The organism is Staphylococcus sp. EZ-P03, assembly GCF_003344575.1.
GTDB classification, from domain to species: Bacteria; Bacillota; Bacilli; order Staphylococcales; family Staphylococcaceae; genus Staphylococcus; species Staphylococcus simulans_B.
In genome coordinates, this window is record NZ_QPMO01000009.1 from 44,045 (window position 1) to 58,937 (window position 14,893).

Annotated in this window: 13 protein-coding genes and 1 pseudogene; 10 read left to right on the forward strand and 4 right to left on the reverse strand. The window is 36.9% G+C overall.

The window, feature by feature from the left end; genetic code table 11:
* Nucleotides 1-6 precede the first annotated feature (6 nt).
* The 7 genes and pseudogenes from DVJ99_RS04415 to gndA all read left to right on the forward strand — a co-directional run bounded on the left by DVJ99_RS04415 (nt 7) and on the right by gndA (nt 7,782).
* On the forward strand, nt 7-999 hold the full coding sequence (locus DVJ99_RS04415) for a thiamine pyrophosphate-dependent dehydrogenase E1 component subunit alpha (protein ID WP_114603302.1): 993 nt from the start codon (nt 7-9) through the stop codon (nt 997-999).
* Nucleotides 999-1,982: an alpha-ketoacid dehydrogenase subunit beta gene (locus DVJ99_RS04420; RefSeq protein WP_114603303.1), complete on the forward strand. Its 984-nt coding sequence runs from the start codon at nt 999-1,001 to the stop codon at nt 1,980-1,982. Before DVJ99_RS04415 ends, DVJ99_RS04420 begins: the two co-directional genes overlap by 1 nt.
* Nucleotides 1,983-2,000: 18 nt before the next feature.
* The gene (locus DVJ99_RS04425; protein ID WP_114603304.1) at nt 2,001-3,293 is read left to right on the forward strand and encodes a dihydrolipoamide acetyltransferase family protein; all 1,293 of its coding nucleotides are present in this window, start codon (nt 2,001-2,003) and stop codon (nt 3,291-3,293) included.
* Between the two features lie 96 nt (nt 3,294-3,389).
* Nucleotides 3,390-3,827 carry a bacilliredoxin BrxB gene (brxB, locus tag DVJ99_RS04430; protein WP_114603305.1) on the forward strand — a complete coding sequence of 146 codons (438 nt, stop codon included), beginning with the start codon at nt 3,390-3,392 and terminating at the stop codon, nt 3,825-3,827.
* A gap of 12 nt (nt 3,828-3,839) precedes the next feature.
* On the forward strand, nt 3,840-4,817 hold the full coding sequence (locus tag DVJ99_RS04435) for an aromatic acid exporter family protein (protein WP_114603306.1): 978 nt from the start codon (nt 3,840-3,842) through the stop codon (nt 4,815-4,817).
* A 350-nt stretch (nt 4,818-5,167) separates the two neighbouring features.
* Nucleotides 5,168-6,292: pseudogene (locus tag DVJ99_RS04440) on the forward strand (M20/M25/M40 family metallo-hydrolase).
* An 80-nt stretch (nt 6,293-6,372) separates the two neighbouring features.
* On the forward strand, nt 6,373-7,782 hold the full coding sequence (gndA, locus tag DVJ99_RS04445) for an NADP-dependent phosphogluconate dehydrogenase (protein WP_114603307.1): 1,410 nt from the start codon (nt 6,373-6,375) through the stop codon (nt 7,780-7,782).
* A 117-nt stretch (nt 7,783-7,899) separates the two neighbouring features.
* On the opposite strand, the gene DVJ99_RS04450 is transcribed toward gndA, so the two are convergent.
* Together DVJ99_RS04450 and zwf are read right to left on the reverse strand one after the other, a co-directional pair.
* Nucleotides 7,900-8,757, reverse strand: coding sequence for an AraC family transcriptional regulator (locus DVJ99_RS04450; RefSeq protein ID WP_105992728.1), 858 nt, complete (start codon nt 8,755-8,757; stop codon nt 7,900-7,902).
* A 140-nt stretch (nt 8,758-8,897) separates the two neighbouring features.
* On the reverse strand, nt 8,898-10,382 hold the full coding sequence (zwf, locus tag DVJ99_RS04455) for a glucose-6-phosphate dehydrogenase (protein WP_114603308.1): 1,485 nt from the start codon (nt 10,380-10,382) through the stop codon (nt 8,898-8,900).
* A 139-nt stretch (nt 10,383-10,521) separates the two neighbouring features.
* Between zwf and rnz the strand changes: the two genes are divergently transcribed.
* On the forward strand, nt 10,522-11,442 hold the full coding sequence (gene rnz / locus DVJ99_RS04460; RefSeq protein WP_114603309.1) for a ribonuclease Z: 921 nt from the start codon (nt 10,522-10,524) through the stop codon (nt 11,440-11,442).
* A gap of 50 nt (nt 11,443-11,492) precedes the next feature.
* Here rnz and proC read toward each other — a convergent pair whose 3' ends face one another.
* On the reverse strand, nt 11,493-12,302 hold the full coding sequence (gene proC / locus DVJ99_RS04465) for a pyrroline-5-carboxylate reductase (RefSeq protein ID WP_114603310.1): 810 nt from the start codon (nt 12,300-12,302) through the stop codon (nt 11,493-11,495).
* Nucleotides 12,303-12,438: 136 nt separating this feature from the next.
* Between proC and DVJ99_RS04470 the strand changes: the two genes are divergently transcribed.
* Complete coding sequence (locus DVJ99_RS04470; protein WP_114603311.1) at nt 12,439-13,200, forward strand: SDR family NAD(P)-dependent oxidoreductase; 762 nt, start codon at nt 12,439-12,441, stop codon at nt 13,198-13,200.
* 106 nt (nt 13,201-13,306) lie between these two features.
* On the opposite strand, the gene DVJ99_RS04475 is transcribed toward DVJ99_RS04470, so the two are convergent.
* A complete protein-coding gene (locus tag DVJ99_RS04475) occupies nt 13,307-14,215 on the reverse strand; it encodes an aldo/keto reductase (RefSeq protein WP_114603312.1) in 909 nt (302 codons plus the stop codon).
* An 85-nt stretch (nt 14,216-14,300) separates the two neighbouring features.
* Between DVJ99_RS04475 and DVJ99_RS04480 the strand changes: the two genes are divergently transcribed.
* Nucleotides 14,301-14,843: an NUDIX hydrolase gene (locus DVJ99_RS04480; protein WP_114603313.1), complete on the forward strand. Its 543-nt coding sequence runs from the start codon at nt 14,301-14,303 to the stop codon at nt 14,841-14,843.
* Nucleotides 14,844-14,893 lie beyond the last annotated feature (50 nt).

Here is a 14,893-nt window from a genome sequence, read left to right on the forward strand (position 1 = left end):
AGAAAGATGATTGATTATAAATCTGCCGGTCTTACCGAAGATGATTTAAAAGAGATGTATAAATGGATGGATTTGGGTCGCAAAATAGACGAAAGAATGTGGCTATTAAACCGCGCAGGAAAAATCCCTTTCGTTATCAGCTGTCAAGGACAAGAAGCAGCACAAATCGGTATGGCATTCGCTATGGAAAAAGGGGATGTTTCAGCCCCTTATTACAGAGATTTAGCGTTAATTACTTATTTAGGTATTACACCGGCTGAAACAATGATGTCTGCTTTCGGAAAACAAGGCGATATTAATTCAGGCGGTAAACAAATGCCTTCTCACTACAGTAAAAGAGAAGTCGATATTCTATCACAAAGTTCACCTGTCGGCACACAAGTCTTACAAGGTGTCGGTGCTGCATTAGCGCTTAAAATGGATAAAAAACCTAATATTGCAATGGCAACATTAGGCGAAGGTACTTCCAACCAAGGTGATTTTCATGAAGGACTGAACTTTGCCGGTGTTCAAAAATTACCATTTATTTGTGTCATTGAAAATAATGAATATGCGATTTCAGTGCCTACTCATTTACAGTATGCGGCTGAGAAGTTATCTGATCGTGCATTAGGCTATGGCATTCATGGCGAACGTGTTGACGGAAATGATCCGATTGCAATGTATAAAGCCATGCACGAAGCACGAGAAAGAGCACTTAACGGTGAAGGTTCAACGTTGCTTGAAGCGATGTGTACACGTATGACAGCACATTCTTCTGATGACGATGACCAATACAGAAGTCCAGAAATCAGAGAAGGTTTGAAATCATTGGATTGCAATATCAAATTCAAAGCCCACTTGCTTGATTTAGGCATTGCAAATGACGAATGGTTTGCTGAAGTAGAAAAAGAAAATAAAGCGATCGTAAACAAAGCGACTAAAGAAGCTGAAGCTTCACCATATCCAGACCCAAGTGAAACATATACGCATGTTTACGAAGAAGGAGGGCTTGAATAATGGCAAAAATTACTTATTTATCAGCAATCCAACAAGCTATATATCAAGCTATGGAAAAAGATCCGAATGTATTTGTTTTAGGCGAAGACGTAGGTAAAAAAGGCGGCGTTTTCGGCGTTACGTTAGGCTTGCAGGAAAAATTCGGCATTGAACGTGTGATTGATACACCTTTAGCTGAATCCAATATTGTCGGTACAGCGATTGGCGCCTCTATGTTAGGCAAACGTCCGATTGCTGAAATTCAATTTGCAGAATATATATTACCAGCTACTAACCAAATAATGAGTGAAGCAGCCAAAATGCGCTACCGTTCTAATAATGATTGGCAAGCGCCAGTTACAATCCGTGCTCCTTTTGGCGGCGGTATTCATGGTGCCTTATACCATTCGCAAAGTATCGAAAGTGTTTTTGCATCGACACCCGGTTTGACGATTGTTATTCCTTCTACACCTTATGATGCGAAAGGTTTGCTTTTAGCATCAGTAGAATCTAATGACCCTGTCTTGTATTTCGAACACAAAAAAGCATACCGCTTATTAAAAGAAGAAGTACCAGAAGAATATTATACAGTGCCGATCGGCAAAGCTGATGTTAAACGTGAAGGCAGCGATATTACGGTCTTTACTTACGGCTTATGTGTAAATTACAGTCTGCAAGCAGCAGATGTTTTAGCTGAAGAGGGCATTGATGTTGAAGTAGTAGATTTACGTACTGTTTATCCATTAGATAAATCAACTATTATTGAACGTGCAAAACGTACTGGCAAGATTTTACTAGTAACTGAAGATAATTTAGAAGGCAGCATTATGTCAGAAGTGTCAGCGATTATCGCAGAAAACTGCTTATTTGATTTAGATGCTCCGATTATGCGTCTCGCTGGTCCTGATGTTCCAGCAATGCCGTTTTCACCGCCATTAGAAGATGAATTCATGATGAATCCGGATAAAATCAAAGAAAAAATGCTTGAATTAGCACGTTTTTAATTATAGGAGGCCTATGACATGGAAATCAAAATACCGAAACTCGGAGAGAGTGTACATGAAGGTACCATTGAACAATGGTTAGTCGAAGTCGGCGACAAAATAGAAGAATATGAACCTATTTGCGAAGTCATTACAGATAAAGTAACGGCAGAAGTACCATCTACAGAAGCTGGTACAATTACTAAAATCTTAGTTGAAGCTGGTGAAACTATCAGTGTTGGGACACCTATTTGCGAAATTGAAGCTGAAGGTGAAGCGAATGCTTCTGATGAATTAAATAATGACACATCATCAGAAACACCTGCTAAAGAAGAAGCACCTGCAAAGGCAGAACAACCACAACAAGCGACAGCTCCAAAAAATGAGAATCAGCCATTAAATAACGGCAGATATTCTCCTGTAGTCTTCAAATTGGCATCAGAGCATCAAATAGATTTAACACAAGTGAAAGGGACTGGCTTTGAAGGTCGTGTGACTAAAAAAGATATTGAACATGTTATTAGTAACCCTGACTTGATGTTAGAGCAATCGAATGTTCAAAACAGTACTGCAGCATTAGAAACTGCAGCAACACCTGAAAATGCGCCTTCAAACACTGTTTCTGATGATCTTGCTGGAGAATCTATTCCAGTCAACGGTGTACGAAAAGCCATTGCAAAACATATGGTTGAAAGTGTGACTGAAATTCCGCATGCTTGGATGATGGTTGAAGCTGATGCTACAAACTTGGTGAAAACAAGAAATCATCATAAAGCACAATTTAAAGCAAAAGAAGGTTACAACTTAACATTCTTTGCATTCTTTGTGAAAGCAGTGGCTGAAGCTTTAAAAGAATTCCCAATGCTTAACAGCAGCTGGCAAGGTTCTGAAATCAAAGTGCATAAAGCCATTAATATTTCTATTGCGGTTGCAGTAGAAGATAAATTATTCACACCTGTGATTCATAATGCTGATGAAAAATCTATCAAAGGCATTGCACGTGAAATTAATGAATTAGCAACTAAAGCACGTAATAATAAATTGACACAAGCTGATATGCAAGGCGGAACATTTACCGTAAATAATACAGGTACGTTTGGCTCTGTGTCTTCAATGGGTATTATCAATCACCCGCAAGCAGCTATTCTGCAAGTAGAATCAATTGTTAAAAAACCTGTGGTTATTGATGATATGATTGCAATCCGCAATATGGTCAACTTATGTATTTCTATTGATCATCGTATTTTAGATGGTCTCCAAGCCGGTCGATTTATGAATACAATTAAAAATAGAGTAGAACAATTTACAATTGAACATACTTCTATCTATTAATAACGTTTCAGATGAACGAACAGGCATGTTGAACTCTATTAAATTAATTAGTAGAATAAAATAGAACGTTATCATGAACTGAAAGGTGATTTCATTATGGATTTAAATTTTGATTTATATATGAACGATGTAGTTGAACAAGCACGTAAAGAAATAGAAAATGCTGGTTACGAGCAGCTTACAACGCCAGAAGATGTAGATTCAGTACTTAAACAAGATGGTACTTCACTTGTAATGATTAACTCAGTATGCGGTTGTGCAGGCGGTATTGCACGTCCAGCTGCAGAACATGCATTGCATTTCGACAAATTGCCTGATCGTCTAGTTTCTGTATTTGCTGGTCAAGATAAAGAAGCAACACAACGCGCGAGAGAATACTTTGAAGGATATGCACCTTCAAGTCCATCATTCGCACTTATTAAAGATGGTAAAATTACTGAGATGGTAGAACGTCATCAAATCGAAGGACATGACATCATGGATGTAATTACGCAACTTCAAAACCTATTCGAAAAATATTGCGACGAGCGATAAGAGGGTAGGCAGATGATGCGTTTTAATCCATATAAAATAGGATTTAGAACGATAAAAACTGCTGTGGGAATGGCACTTGGAATTATTATTGCCAAATTAATTGGTTTAGATAATTTTTCTTCAAGTGCCATTTTAGTTGTTTTATGTATAAAACATACGAAAGTCCATTCCCTTCAAGCAATTGTTTCCCGTTTTGTATCCTGTATTCTCATACTAATCATCGGTTCTTTTGCCTTTAGTTTGTTAGGACAAAGTGCAATTGTTTTAGGTTTGATTGTATTGTTTTTCATACCGCTGACTGTAATGCTGAAAGTTCAAGAAGGTATTATTACAAGTTGCGTTATCTTGCTGCATGTCTTCAATGCCAAGGTCATCGACTTGCATTTATTCATTAATGAAATACTGCTGCTTATCGTCGGCTTAGGTATCGCATTTATTATGAACTTGATAATGCCGAGTCTTGAGAAACAATTAAAGAAATATAAGCATACAATTGAAAAGCAATTCACTGAAACTTTCTATTCATTCAGCAAAGTTTGCTATGACACTGACTTTAACTTAAATGTGCCGTTAAATGAAATAGAGAAAGAGATACAAAAGGCGAAATCGTATGCGTTCAGAGATGTTAAAAATCATTATGTCAGAAATGAAAACTCATATTATCATTATTTTGATATGCGTGAGGAACAACTTGAAATTATCGAACGTATCGAACAACTTCTTAAAAATATCAAATTTGAAGATAAGATGGTGCGCCGTTTAGGCAACCTATTTGCGGAAATAGCTAAAAATGTGAACAGCAACGATTATACTGCAATGCGTTTATACTCGCTGTATGAGCTTCACTTAGACTTATATGACCAAGCGTTGCCGCAATCAAAAGAGGCATTAATCAATAGAGCCAATGAAATACAAATTGTGAATGAACTAGAACGCTATTTGCAAATCAAATCTCACTTTGGTTCATTGAAATTATATGATGAAATATAAAAACAGAGTATGACCTTATATTCGCTCATGAATATAAGGTCATACTCTGTTTTTAATGCTACTGCATTAATGGTGCTAAACTTGATAAAATCAACGCTACAATAACAGCAATTAACATGACAATAATAACTACTTTTGAAACTTTTCCTTTAAACACGTTATTCTCCTCCAACATAAGCTTTCTAAGTATTAATAAATATAGTACATTATTCTAAATCAAAATGGCAGCCTTTTCAATGTACAGTTTATAAATTATTATATCATGAATTTAACCTATGTTTTGAAACATATAAGTTTTCTGAATATGATTGTTGATATACACTATAGATATATGCGAAAGGGGTTATGACATGATTAATGAACAACGCTTACTTAATACTTTTTTAGAATTAGTCCAAATCGATTCAGAGACTGGACACGAAGAGATAATTCAACCGATTCTAAAGAAAAAATTTGAAGACTTAGGTCTTAAAGTAGAAGAAGACCATGCAGGTGATCAACCTGATTTAGGCGCAAATAATTTAATTTGTACCTTAGATGCGACAGAAAACCAATCAAACACCCAAAAAATCTACTTTACCAGCCACATGGATACAGTAGTGCCGGGTATTAATGTAAAACCGATTGTTAAAGATGACGGATACATTTATTCAGATGGTACGACTGTATTAGGCGCGGATGACAAAGCAGGTCTTGCTGCTATATTCGAGCTTATCCATGTTATCCAAGAAAATAATATTCCGCATGGGCAAATTCAATTTGTCATCACAGTAGGAGAAGAATCAGGATTATTAGGTGCTAAAGCTTTAGATCCAAAACTTCTGGATGCTGAATTCGGATATGCAGTCGATGCAAGTGCGCCAATCGGTACGACTGTATTAGGTGCACCGACTCAAATGAAAATCAGTGCGGTCATCCATGGTAAAAAAGCGCATGCCAGCACGCCGAACAAAGGGGTTAGTGCGATTAATATCGCTGCTAAAGCTGTCAGCAAAATGAAATTAGGCCAAGTAGATGAGGAAACTACTGCTAATATCGGCAGTTTTACTGGCGGTTCAGCAACAAATATCGTTGCGGATGAAGTGACTTTACACGCTGAAGCAAGATCACATTCCAATGAAAAAATCGAAGCACAAATCGAGCATATGAAAAATGTGTTTACAGAAACCGCAAAAGCTTACGGATGTTCAGCAGATATTTAAACTACAAAAAGCTACCAAGGCTTTAAAGTTGCTGAAGATGCAAAAGTAACACGCTATGCCATAGAAAGCGCTGAAAGTCTAGGCTTAAGCGGTAATACAGTCATTGCCGGCGGCGGTTCTGACGGGAATATCATCAATGCCTTAGGTATTCCTACGGTCATTATCGGTATCGGTTATGAAAATATCCATACAACTGAAGAACGTATGGAAATCAAATCATTGAATTTATTAGCACAACAGCTTGTAAAAATCGTTGAACTAGTCAGCGCATAGTTACAAGCTTGATTATGTGAGCAGAAATGCTAATTGTGATACAATAAGATAGAAAATTTTAACAAAGAGAGGTAAGTAATATGACGCAACAAATTGGTGTAGTCGGTTTAGCCGTAATGGGTAAAAACTTAGCTTGGAATATTGAATCTCGTGGCTATACAGTATCTGTATATAACCGTTCAAAAGAAAAAACAGATACAATGGTCGAAGAATCTAAAGGTAAGAACATTCACCCCACTTATTCTTTAGAAGAGTTCGTAAATTCATTAGAACGTCCTCGCAAAATTTTATTAATGGTAAAAGCAGGTCCAGCAACAGATGCGACAATCGAAGGATTATTACCATTATTAGATGACGGCGATATTTTAATTGATGGCGGTAATACAAACTACGAAGATACTATCCGCCGAAACAAAGCATTAGCAGAAAGCGGCATCAACTTTATCGGTACAGGTGTATCAGGCGGTGAAGTAGGCGCATTAACAGGTCCTTCAATTATGCCTGGCGGCCAAAAAGAAGCATATGATAAAGTCGCTGATATTTTAGAAGCAATCGCTGCTAAAGCAGACGATGGTGCACCATGTGTAACTTACATCGGTCCAGACGGTGCTGGCCACTATGTAAAAATGGTACACAATGGTATTGAATATGCAGACATGCAATTAATCGCAGAAAGCTATGCATTAATGAAAGATGCATTACACATGTCTCATACAGAAATCGCTCAAACATTTAAAGACTGGAACGCTGGAGAGCTTGAAAGCTATCTAATTGAAATCACAGGTGAAATCTTCAACAAATTAGACGAAGACGGTTCACCATTGGTAGAAAAAGTGATGGATAAAGCAGGTCAAAAAGGTACAGGTAAATGGACATCTATTAACGCACTTGAATTAGGTGTACCTTTAACAATTATTACTGAATCTGTATTCGGTCGTTTCATTTCATCAATGAAAGAAGAACGTGTAGCGGCTTCTAAAGAATTAACTGGACCTTCTCCAAAATTCGAAGGCGATAAAGAAGAATTCTTAGAAAAAATCCGTAAAGCTTTATACATGAGTAAAATTTGTTCTTATGCACAAGGCTTTGCACAAATGCGTAAAGCAAGCGAAGAACGCAACTGGAATTTACAGCTTGGCGATTTAGCTATGATCTGGAGAGCAGGTTGTATCATCCGTGCACAATTCTTACAAAAAATCAAAGAAGCTTACGACAATAATCCAGAGTTGCAAAACTTATTATTAGATCCTTACTTTAAAGATATCGTTACAAATTATCAATCAGCACTTCGCGATGTCGTTGCTGAAAGTGTTGCAAACGGTGTACCTACACCAGGATTCGCTGCAAGTATCAACTACTTCGACAGCTATCGTTCAGAGAACTTACCAGCTAACTTGATTCAAGCACAACGTGACTACTTCGGTGCCCACACTTATCAACGTAAAGACCAAGAGGGTACTTTCCATACACATTGGGCAGAAGAAAAATAATTCAATATTTTAATTAGCACATCGTGCATGTAAAAAGCCGCCAGTGATTGGCGGCTTTTCTTGTGTTTAATTTCGAATTATTAACGTTTCACATAATAGTTTAAATCTGATAAATAATTATTGATCATCAGGGTCAATCGGCAGCCATAACTGCATTTTAGTAAATGGATCATCAAATGAGATATCAAACGGATAAATTTCTACATATAAGCTATCAGTCTCATAAGGCATTGTCAGCTGTAATCTAGTTTCAATATAATGCCATGCTTCATTCACCGCAAAATCGATTTCACCTTGCAAATTAAATTTTGCATACTGTCTTGAAGGCAAAAATCTGCTTTCCATATGCGCAGGATAACGTTCGCTTGGGACGCCCGCAAATATTTCAGCACCATTGTCTAAAGGACATTTCACGATAAACAACTCGTGAGGGCTTACATCATTATAGCGTTGCAACTCTTTAATTCTGCCGTCATGCAATAAATCTTCTAAATAGTCTGCTACAAGGAAAGGATTGCTCAATTCCTCTGTATTGATAAATCTTGCATAACCTACTAATGCATAGTCCTCTGATGTTTCTAAACGATAAGTATACGGCGGACGATCCGTTGTAGAAATTCTTAAATACAAACGTTCCTGCATTTTTAATTCATCTTGTTTTAATTTAGCTTGAATAGGAGAGATTCCATGATAATCACTGAATGCATTCGCAAAATCATTGGTGTCTTGATAATGATATTTCTTTGCTATATCAACTAAACGATAGGCACCCACAATGACATCTTCTGCCGCCTTCGTTAATTTTCTCGCTTCTGCATACTCACTAGGAGATAAGCCGACAATCATCTTAAAGGACTGATCTAGATGCATTGGAGAAAGACCAACGTAATCACTTAAATCTTGCAAATGAAAAGGCTCAAGAATCCTATCCTCGATATAAACAATCGCCTGTTGTATTTGCTTGATAACGTCCAAAGTGCTCACTCCTAAAATAACTATTGTTTAATATTATACCGTATTTTTTTATCAGATTCCTATAAAAAAGGGCTAAAAAAGACAAGACAGCGTCATACAGCGACACTATCTTGTCATTAAACACTTTAAATTACATATTATTAGTAAATATCGTCCCACCAATGGAAGCCGTCACGGCTAAGTAATAATTCACTTTTGAGCGGACCGTTCGTACCAGATTTATAGTTAGGGAAATCTGGCGTTACTTGATCCCATTCTTCTTGAATGGCATCTACATATTTCCATGTTGATTTTAACTCTTCCCAATGTGTAAAGTTTGTTGCATCGCCTTTGAGGCAGTCGAATAATAAGTTTTCATATGCATCAACAGTATTCATTTTATCTTGTGCACTCATAGAGTAAGAAAGTTGTACCGGTTCAGTTTCAATGCCTTGTACGTTTTTCTTCGCATTTAAGTGGATAGATACCCCTTCATTAGGTTGGATGTTAATCACAAGCAAGTTAGAATCTAAATGTTTATCTTTTTCATAGTATAAGTTCATTGGTACTTCTTTAAATTCAACGACCACTTGAATAGATTTGCGTTTCATTCTTTTACCTGTACGGATATAGAATGGTACGCCAGCCCAGCGGAAGTTATCAATCATAACTTTTCCTGAAACAAAAGTAGGGGTGATTGAGTCTTCGCTGACACGATCTTCTTCACGATAACTTTTAACTTTCTGGCCATTAATTTCTCCTGCATCATATTGGCCGCGGACAAAGTTTGTACGCACCGCTTCAGAATCTAACGGATGCAGCGACTTCAACACTTTAACTTTTTCCGCTCTGATATCAGCACTATTCAAACTGATAGGCGGTTCCATCGCCAGCAAGGCGACCATTTGAAGCATATGGTTTTGGAACATATCTTTTAACGCACCGCTGGATTCATAATATCCGCCGCGGTCTTCAACACCTAATACTTCTGATGAAGTCACTTGAATGTTAGAAATGTATTTATTGTTCCATAATGGCTCAAACATCGCATTCGCAAAACGCAACACTTCGATATTTTGAACCATATCTTTACCAAGATAGTGATCGATACGATAGATTTCGTTTTCTTTGAATGATTTTCTTATTTGTTTATTCAACTTCTCAGCAGATGCCAAGTCACTGCCGAACGGTTTTTCAATCACTAAACGTTTAAAGCCTCTTGTTTTAGTAAGGCCTGAAGATTTTAAGTAATCCGTCACTAAACCGAAGAAGTTAGGCGCCATTGCGAGATAGAATAAACGATTGCCTTGCAAACCGAATTCTGAATCAAGCTGGTTGCTGAATTTGAGCAAATCATCATAGCTTTGTTCATCACTGACATCATGCTTAAAGTAAAATACATGGTCCATAAATTGATCAAGGTGTTTTGTATCTTTTACATGAGCTTGAATAGATGATTTCACCTGATTGCGAAATTCATCATTTGAATAGTCACGACGGCCAATACCAATGATTGCAACATGTTCATCAAGGTTATCCTGTTGGTATAAATGAAATAGTGAAGGGAAGAGCTTACGGTGGCTTAAATCACCTGTTGCTCCAAAAATTGTAATCAAACATGGTATATGCTTTCTTTTAGTACTCAAGATTCAAAACCTCAATTCTTTATTAGATATGCTATTATTATAGACTATGGTGCCTGGTTGTAACACATATTTGCTTAAATTTCTTCGTGATTGCCGTTTTATATATGGTACACTAGCGTGTAGAGAGAGGAGCGTTATGATGGAAATTACATTTTTGGGAACTGGAGCGGCGTTGCCAACGAAAGAACGCAATACACAAGCAATAGCGCTCAATTTAGAACCGTATTCAAATTCAATTTGGCTTTTTGATGTCGGTGAAGGTACACAGCATCAAATTTTGCACCATTCCATTAAACTCGGTAAAATCAATCATATTTTTATCTCCCATATGCATGGAGATCATATATTCGGCTTGCCAGGTTTATTGACCAGCCGTTCTTTCCAAGGCGGAGAAGATAAACCTTTAACAATTATCGGACCAAGAGGTATCAAAAATTACGTAGAAATGACATTGCGTGCGTCATTATCCAAATTAAACTATCCGGTAACCTTCATAGAAATTGATGATCAGCTGCACTATCATCATGAAGGATTTACAGTCAGTGCTTATGCACTTAACCATGGCGTACCGTCATTCGGTTATCGAATCGAAGCACCTACAACACCAGGGAAAATAGATGTCAGTGCTTTGAAAGCCATCGGTATGGAACCTGGTCCTCAATATCAAGAAGTAAAAGATAATGAAACATTTACATTTAATGACCAAGTATATGATTCAAAACAATTTAAAGGCGAGGACAAAGTCGGACCGAAAATTGCAATCTTCGGAGATACTATGCCTTGCGATAATGAATATATCCTTGCTAATGATGTAGATGTACTCGTTCATGAAGCTACATATATCGATGGGGACCTTTCATTAGCTGAAAGCCATCATCATACTCATATTTCACAAGTACTGCGCTTGCTTGAAAACAGCAATGCTAAGCAAGCTTTGCTGAACCATATCAGCAATCGCTATAACTTATCAGATATAGATGTGATTTATGCAGAACTTCAAGAACAATATCCGCATTTAAAATTTAAATTTGTACGAGACTTTGATGCGTTTGAAGTATAAAAAATGCTGAGGCAGGGGATACACCCAATGTCTCAGCATTTGTTTTATCATTAGTCTTCATTTGATAATTCTTTACTTCTTTTAACAGCAGCATTGAAGCAATCTTCAAAGATGCCTTCGATGTCATGTTGTGATAAAGCATCTAAACCAGCTTGTGTTGTTCCGCCTTTAGATGTCACGTTTTGTCTTAATTGCTCCATACTTAAATCAGAACGTTCTATCATTTTACCTGTGCCGATAATTAAATTACGGATAGATTCTTCAACTTCTTCTTTATCTAATCCTAGCTTGACACCCGCTTCAACATACTGTTCAAACACATGATACAAGAACGCTGGTCCGCTTCCAGTCACTGCTGTCACTTGATGCAGCGCATCTTCTTGTACTTCTATTTCTGAACCGAATGCATGCACAATATCAATCACTTGCTGACGATCTTCTGAAGCATAATTATCAGAGAAACTGATACCTGTTACAGAATGACCGACTTGCGCATTCGTATTCGGCATAATACGTGCAATCGGATTATCATGTTCTAATTGTTTTCTGATATACTGAATCGAGATACCCGCCATAATTGAAATGAACTTATTCTCGTCTGCAATATATGGACGGATTCTATCTGCTAAGGCATCAAAATCATAGGGCTTAGTTCCTAAAAATACAAAGTCAGCATCCGCAAGTAAAGATGCGTCATCATAACTATAGTTAACGCCTAATTCATCAGCATAACCTTTTAACACTTCTTCGTTTGAACGATTTGTGATATAGATATTATTTGGATCAATTACTTTTGATGCAATGATTCCTGAGAAAATGGCATGCGCCATGTTGCCTGAACCATAAAATACAATTTTCATATTTTGATTAGCACTCCCTATATTTTTGATAATTGATATACCAATCATAGCAATATCAATCATTTTGCACAACAATGTAACTTTTAACTTAATTACCCGATTTTAAACATCATTTATAGATATTAGGAGGATAGAAATGGAACATCTCATCAAAAAGCATTTTGTCGTCACTGGAGGGACCAGCGGCTTAGGCTATGCCATTACACAACAATTGTTAAAAAAGGGCGCACAAGTCACCTTATTAATAAGAGATGTGCAAAAATATTATAATACGCATTTCCCGACCAATACACATTTACTTGATTATCAAATATGCGATTTGGCACAGCCGGAGGATATAAAACAGCTCGCTTTCAAGCAACCGATAGATGGTGTGATTCATAGTGCAGGGCTGGGTTACTTTAAGCCGATACTAGAGCATACTGAAAATGAAATGTTAGAAACTTATCGTATCAACTTGATACATTTCAACTTGCTGTTGCAACAGCTAAAGCCTTATTTCAATCCTCATCCTTATATCGTGGGCATCAGCAGTTTAGCCGCATTTTCAACGCAAACTTCCAGCGGTCATTATGCAGCCAGCAAAGCAGGGTTCAATCAAGTATTAAATACATTACGGCTCGAAAATCCAAATTATCACGTGCTTGTCGTGAATGCAGGTCCCATTCGCACGCCTTTTCATGCAAAAGCAGACCCTACATTGAAATATGCTGCACAAGTTGATAAATGGATGTTGGACCCAAACCAACTAGCACAAGAAGTCATTCATGCAATGACACATAAAAAAGCAGAGCTGTATCGTCCTAAATGGCTCTATTACTTATTAAAGTGTTATCAAGTAAATCCGCGATTCTTCGAAAAAGCAGCACCCAAGCTCTTCAGCAATAAAGGCAAATAAATAAAAATAAAAACGGCTTATGGTATTACTGCTCAAAAATCAACCCTAACTTTGATTTCAAGCATTGCCATAAGCCGTTTTTATAAATATTAGTTTATCTGTTCATTTAGTTTAAATGATTTGTATAATGCAGGTCTTTAACACGCTCTCTTGCTGCATGCAATCTGTTTAAATCAACTTGTGTCTGATAGTTCTTCACATTTTCTTCAAGCTGTTCAACACTGCTTGCACCAGCAATAATAGACCCCAATACATCTTGTGAAAGCAGATAGTTGAATGTGAGTGCAGATATATTGTTTTCAATTTCTTTTAATGAAGCAATAGTACTGCCGAGTTCTTGATAACTATAGTCGAAAATACCATCTTCAAACTTCTGATCTAAAGCTGTATTGCTTTTAGAAGTTAACAGGCCTTTAAAGAGAGGGCCGCGCGCTAATAATTTAACACCTTTTTGATGGGCTTTTTGTATCAAATCTTCTGGACGGTTATCAATTAAGTTGAATTGTGCCATCCATGTTTCGATTTGACTGTGTTCTAAATAATAATTGATGACATTAGGGCGAATGGATGAAATACCATAGGCACGAATAATACCTTCTTGTTTCAATTCATCAAAAGCGCTGATTGTTTCATCTAACGGATCATCGATTGTTCCGCCATGTAATTGATATAAATCAATTTGATCCACACCTAAGTTTTTAAGAGAACTTTTCACGCTTTCTTTAATATGCTTTTTCGATGGATCCCAAAATGTTGTACCATCATCTTTTAAGTGGTTGCCCACTTTTGTACCGATCACGATATCTTCGGAGTTTTGATACGGTTTCAAAATTTCTCCGACCAATTTCTCATTGATACCTTTGTCATACATATCCGCTGTATCAAAATAAGTAATCCCTAAATCAATAGCACGTTCTATAATTTCTTGTGCGTGTTTCTTCTCAGTACCAAGACTCATACATCCCAGACCTAATTCAGAAATCTCTAAACCGCTTTTCAAAACATTCTTTTGCATGTTGCGACTCCTTTCGATACACTTTAATTGTCTAACACTGCTAGTTTATCAGTCTTTCACTATAGTTAAAAGGAACGTGATTAAAATGGATTTTACAGAAAAGACTTTACACAAACAATCTATCTACAAAGGCAAAATTATTGATGTTGATGTAGATGAAGTACTATTACCTAATGGGGAGACTTCAAAACGTGAAATTGTCAATCACACAGGTGCTGTAGCAGTTTGTGCTTTGACACCTGAAAATAAAGTGGTCTTGGTAAAACAATTCCGCAAACCGATTGAAAAGGTATTATTAGAAATCCCTGCCGGCAAACTAGAAGAGGGAGAAGAACCGAAATCAGCGGCTTATCGAGAATTAGAAGAAGAAACTGGATATATCGCTCATGACTTGAAACAAATTGCGGACATTTATACTTCTCCTGGGTTTGCAAATGAGAAAATCGCAATCTACTTCACTGACAATTTATCAAAAGGAAAGGTCCATTTAGACCCGGATGAATTTGTTGAACAAGTGGAGCTGACAATAGATGAAATCAAGGATTTAGTACAAAATCAACAAATAGAAGATGCCAAAACTTTAATTGCATTGCAGCACTTATTATCAGTTTATAATCATTCTAAATAACAAATGAGAATGTGTTGCATTTTCACTCAATTACTGGTAATTTATAGTTA

What these genes read in the sequence shown, in the direction of transcription:
- DVJ99_RS04415 (WP_114603302.1), top strand. Translation starts at nt 7, where the DNA reads ATGATTGATTATAAATCTGCCGGTCTTACCGAAGATGATTTAAAAGAG.
- DVJ99_RS04420 (WP_114603303.1), top strand. Translation starts at nt 999, where the DNA reads ATGGCAAAAATTACTTATTTATCAGCAATCCAACAAGCTATATATCAA.
- DVJ99_RS04425 (WP_114603304.1), top strand. Translation starts at nt 2,001, where the DNA reads ATGGAAATCAAAATACCGAAACTCGGAGAGAGTGTACATGAAGGTACC.
- brxB (WP_114603305.1), top strand. Translation starts at nt 3,390, where the DNA reads ATGGATTTAAATTTTGATTTATATATGAACGATGTAGTTGAACAAGCA.
- DVJ99_RS04435 (WP_114603306.1), top strand. Translation starts at nt 3,840, where the DNA reads ATGATGCGTTTTAATCCATATAAAATAGGATTTAGAACGATAAAAACT.
- gndA (WP_114603307.1), top strand. Translation starts at nt 6,373, where the DNA reads ATGACGCAACAAATTGGTGTAGTCGGTTTAGCCGTAATGGGTAAAAAC.
- rnz (WP_114603309.1), top strand. Translation starts at nt 10,522, where the DNA reads ATGGAAATTACATTTTTGGGAACTGGAGCGGCGTTGCCAACGAAAGAA.
- proC (WP_114603310.1), bottom strand. Translation starts at nt 12,302, where the DNA reads ATGAAAATTGTATTTTATGGTTCAGGCAACATGGCGCATGCCATTTTC.
- DVJ99_RS04470 (WP_114603311.1), top strand. Translation starts at nt 12,439, where the DNA reads ATGGAACATCTCATCAAAAAGCATTTTGTCGTCACTGGAGGGACCAGC.
- DVJ99_RS04475 (WP_114603312.1), bottom strand. Translation starts at nt 14,215, where the DNA reads ATGCAAAAGAATGTTTTGAAAAGCGGTTTAGAGATTTCTGAATTAGGT.
- DVJ99_RS04480 (WP_114603313.1), top strand. Translation starts at nt 14,301, where the DNA reads ATGGATTTTACAGAAAAGACTTTACACAAACAATCTATCTACAAAGGC.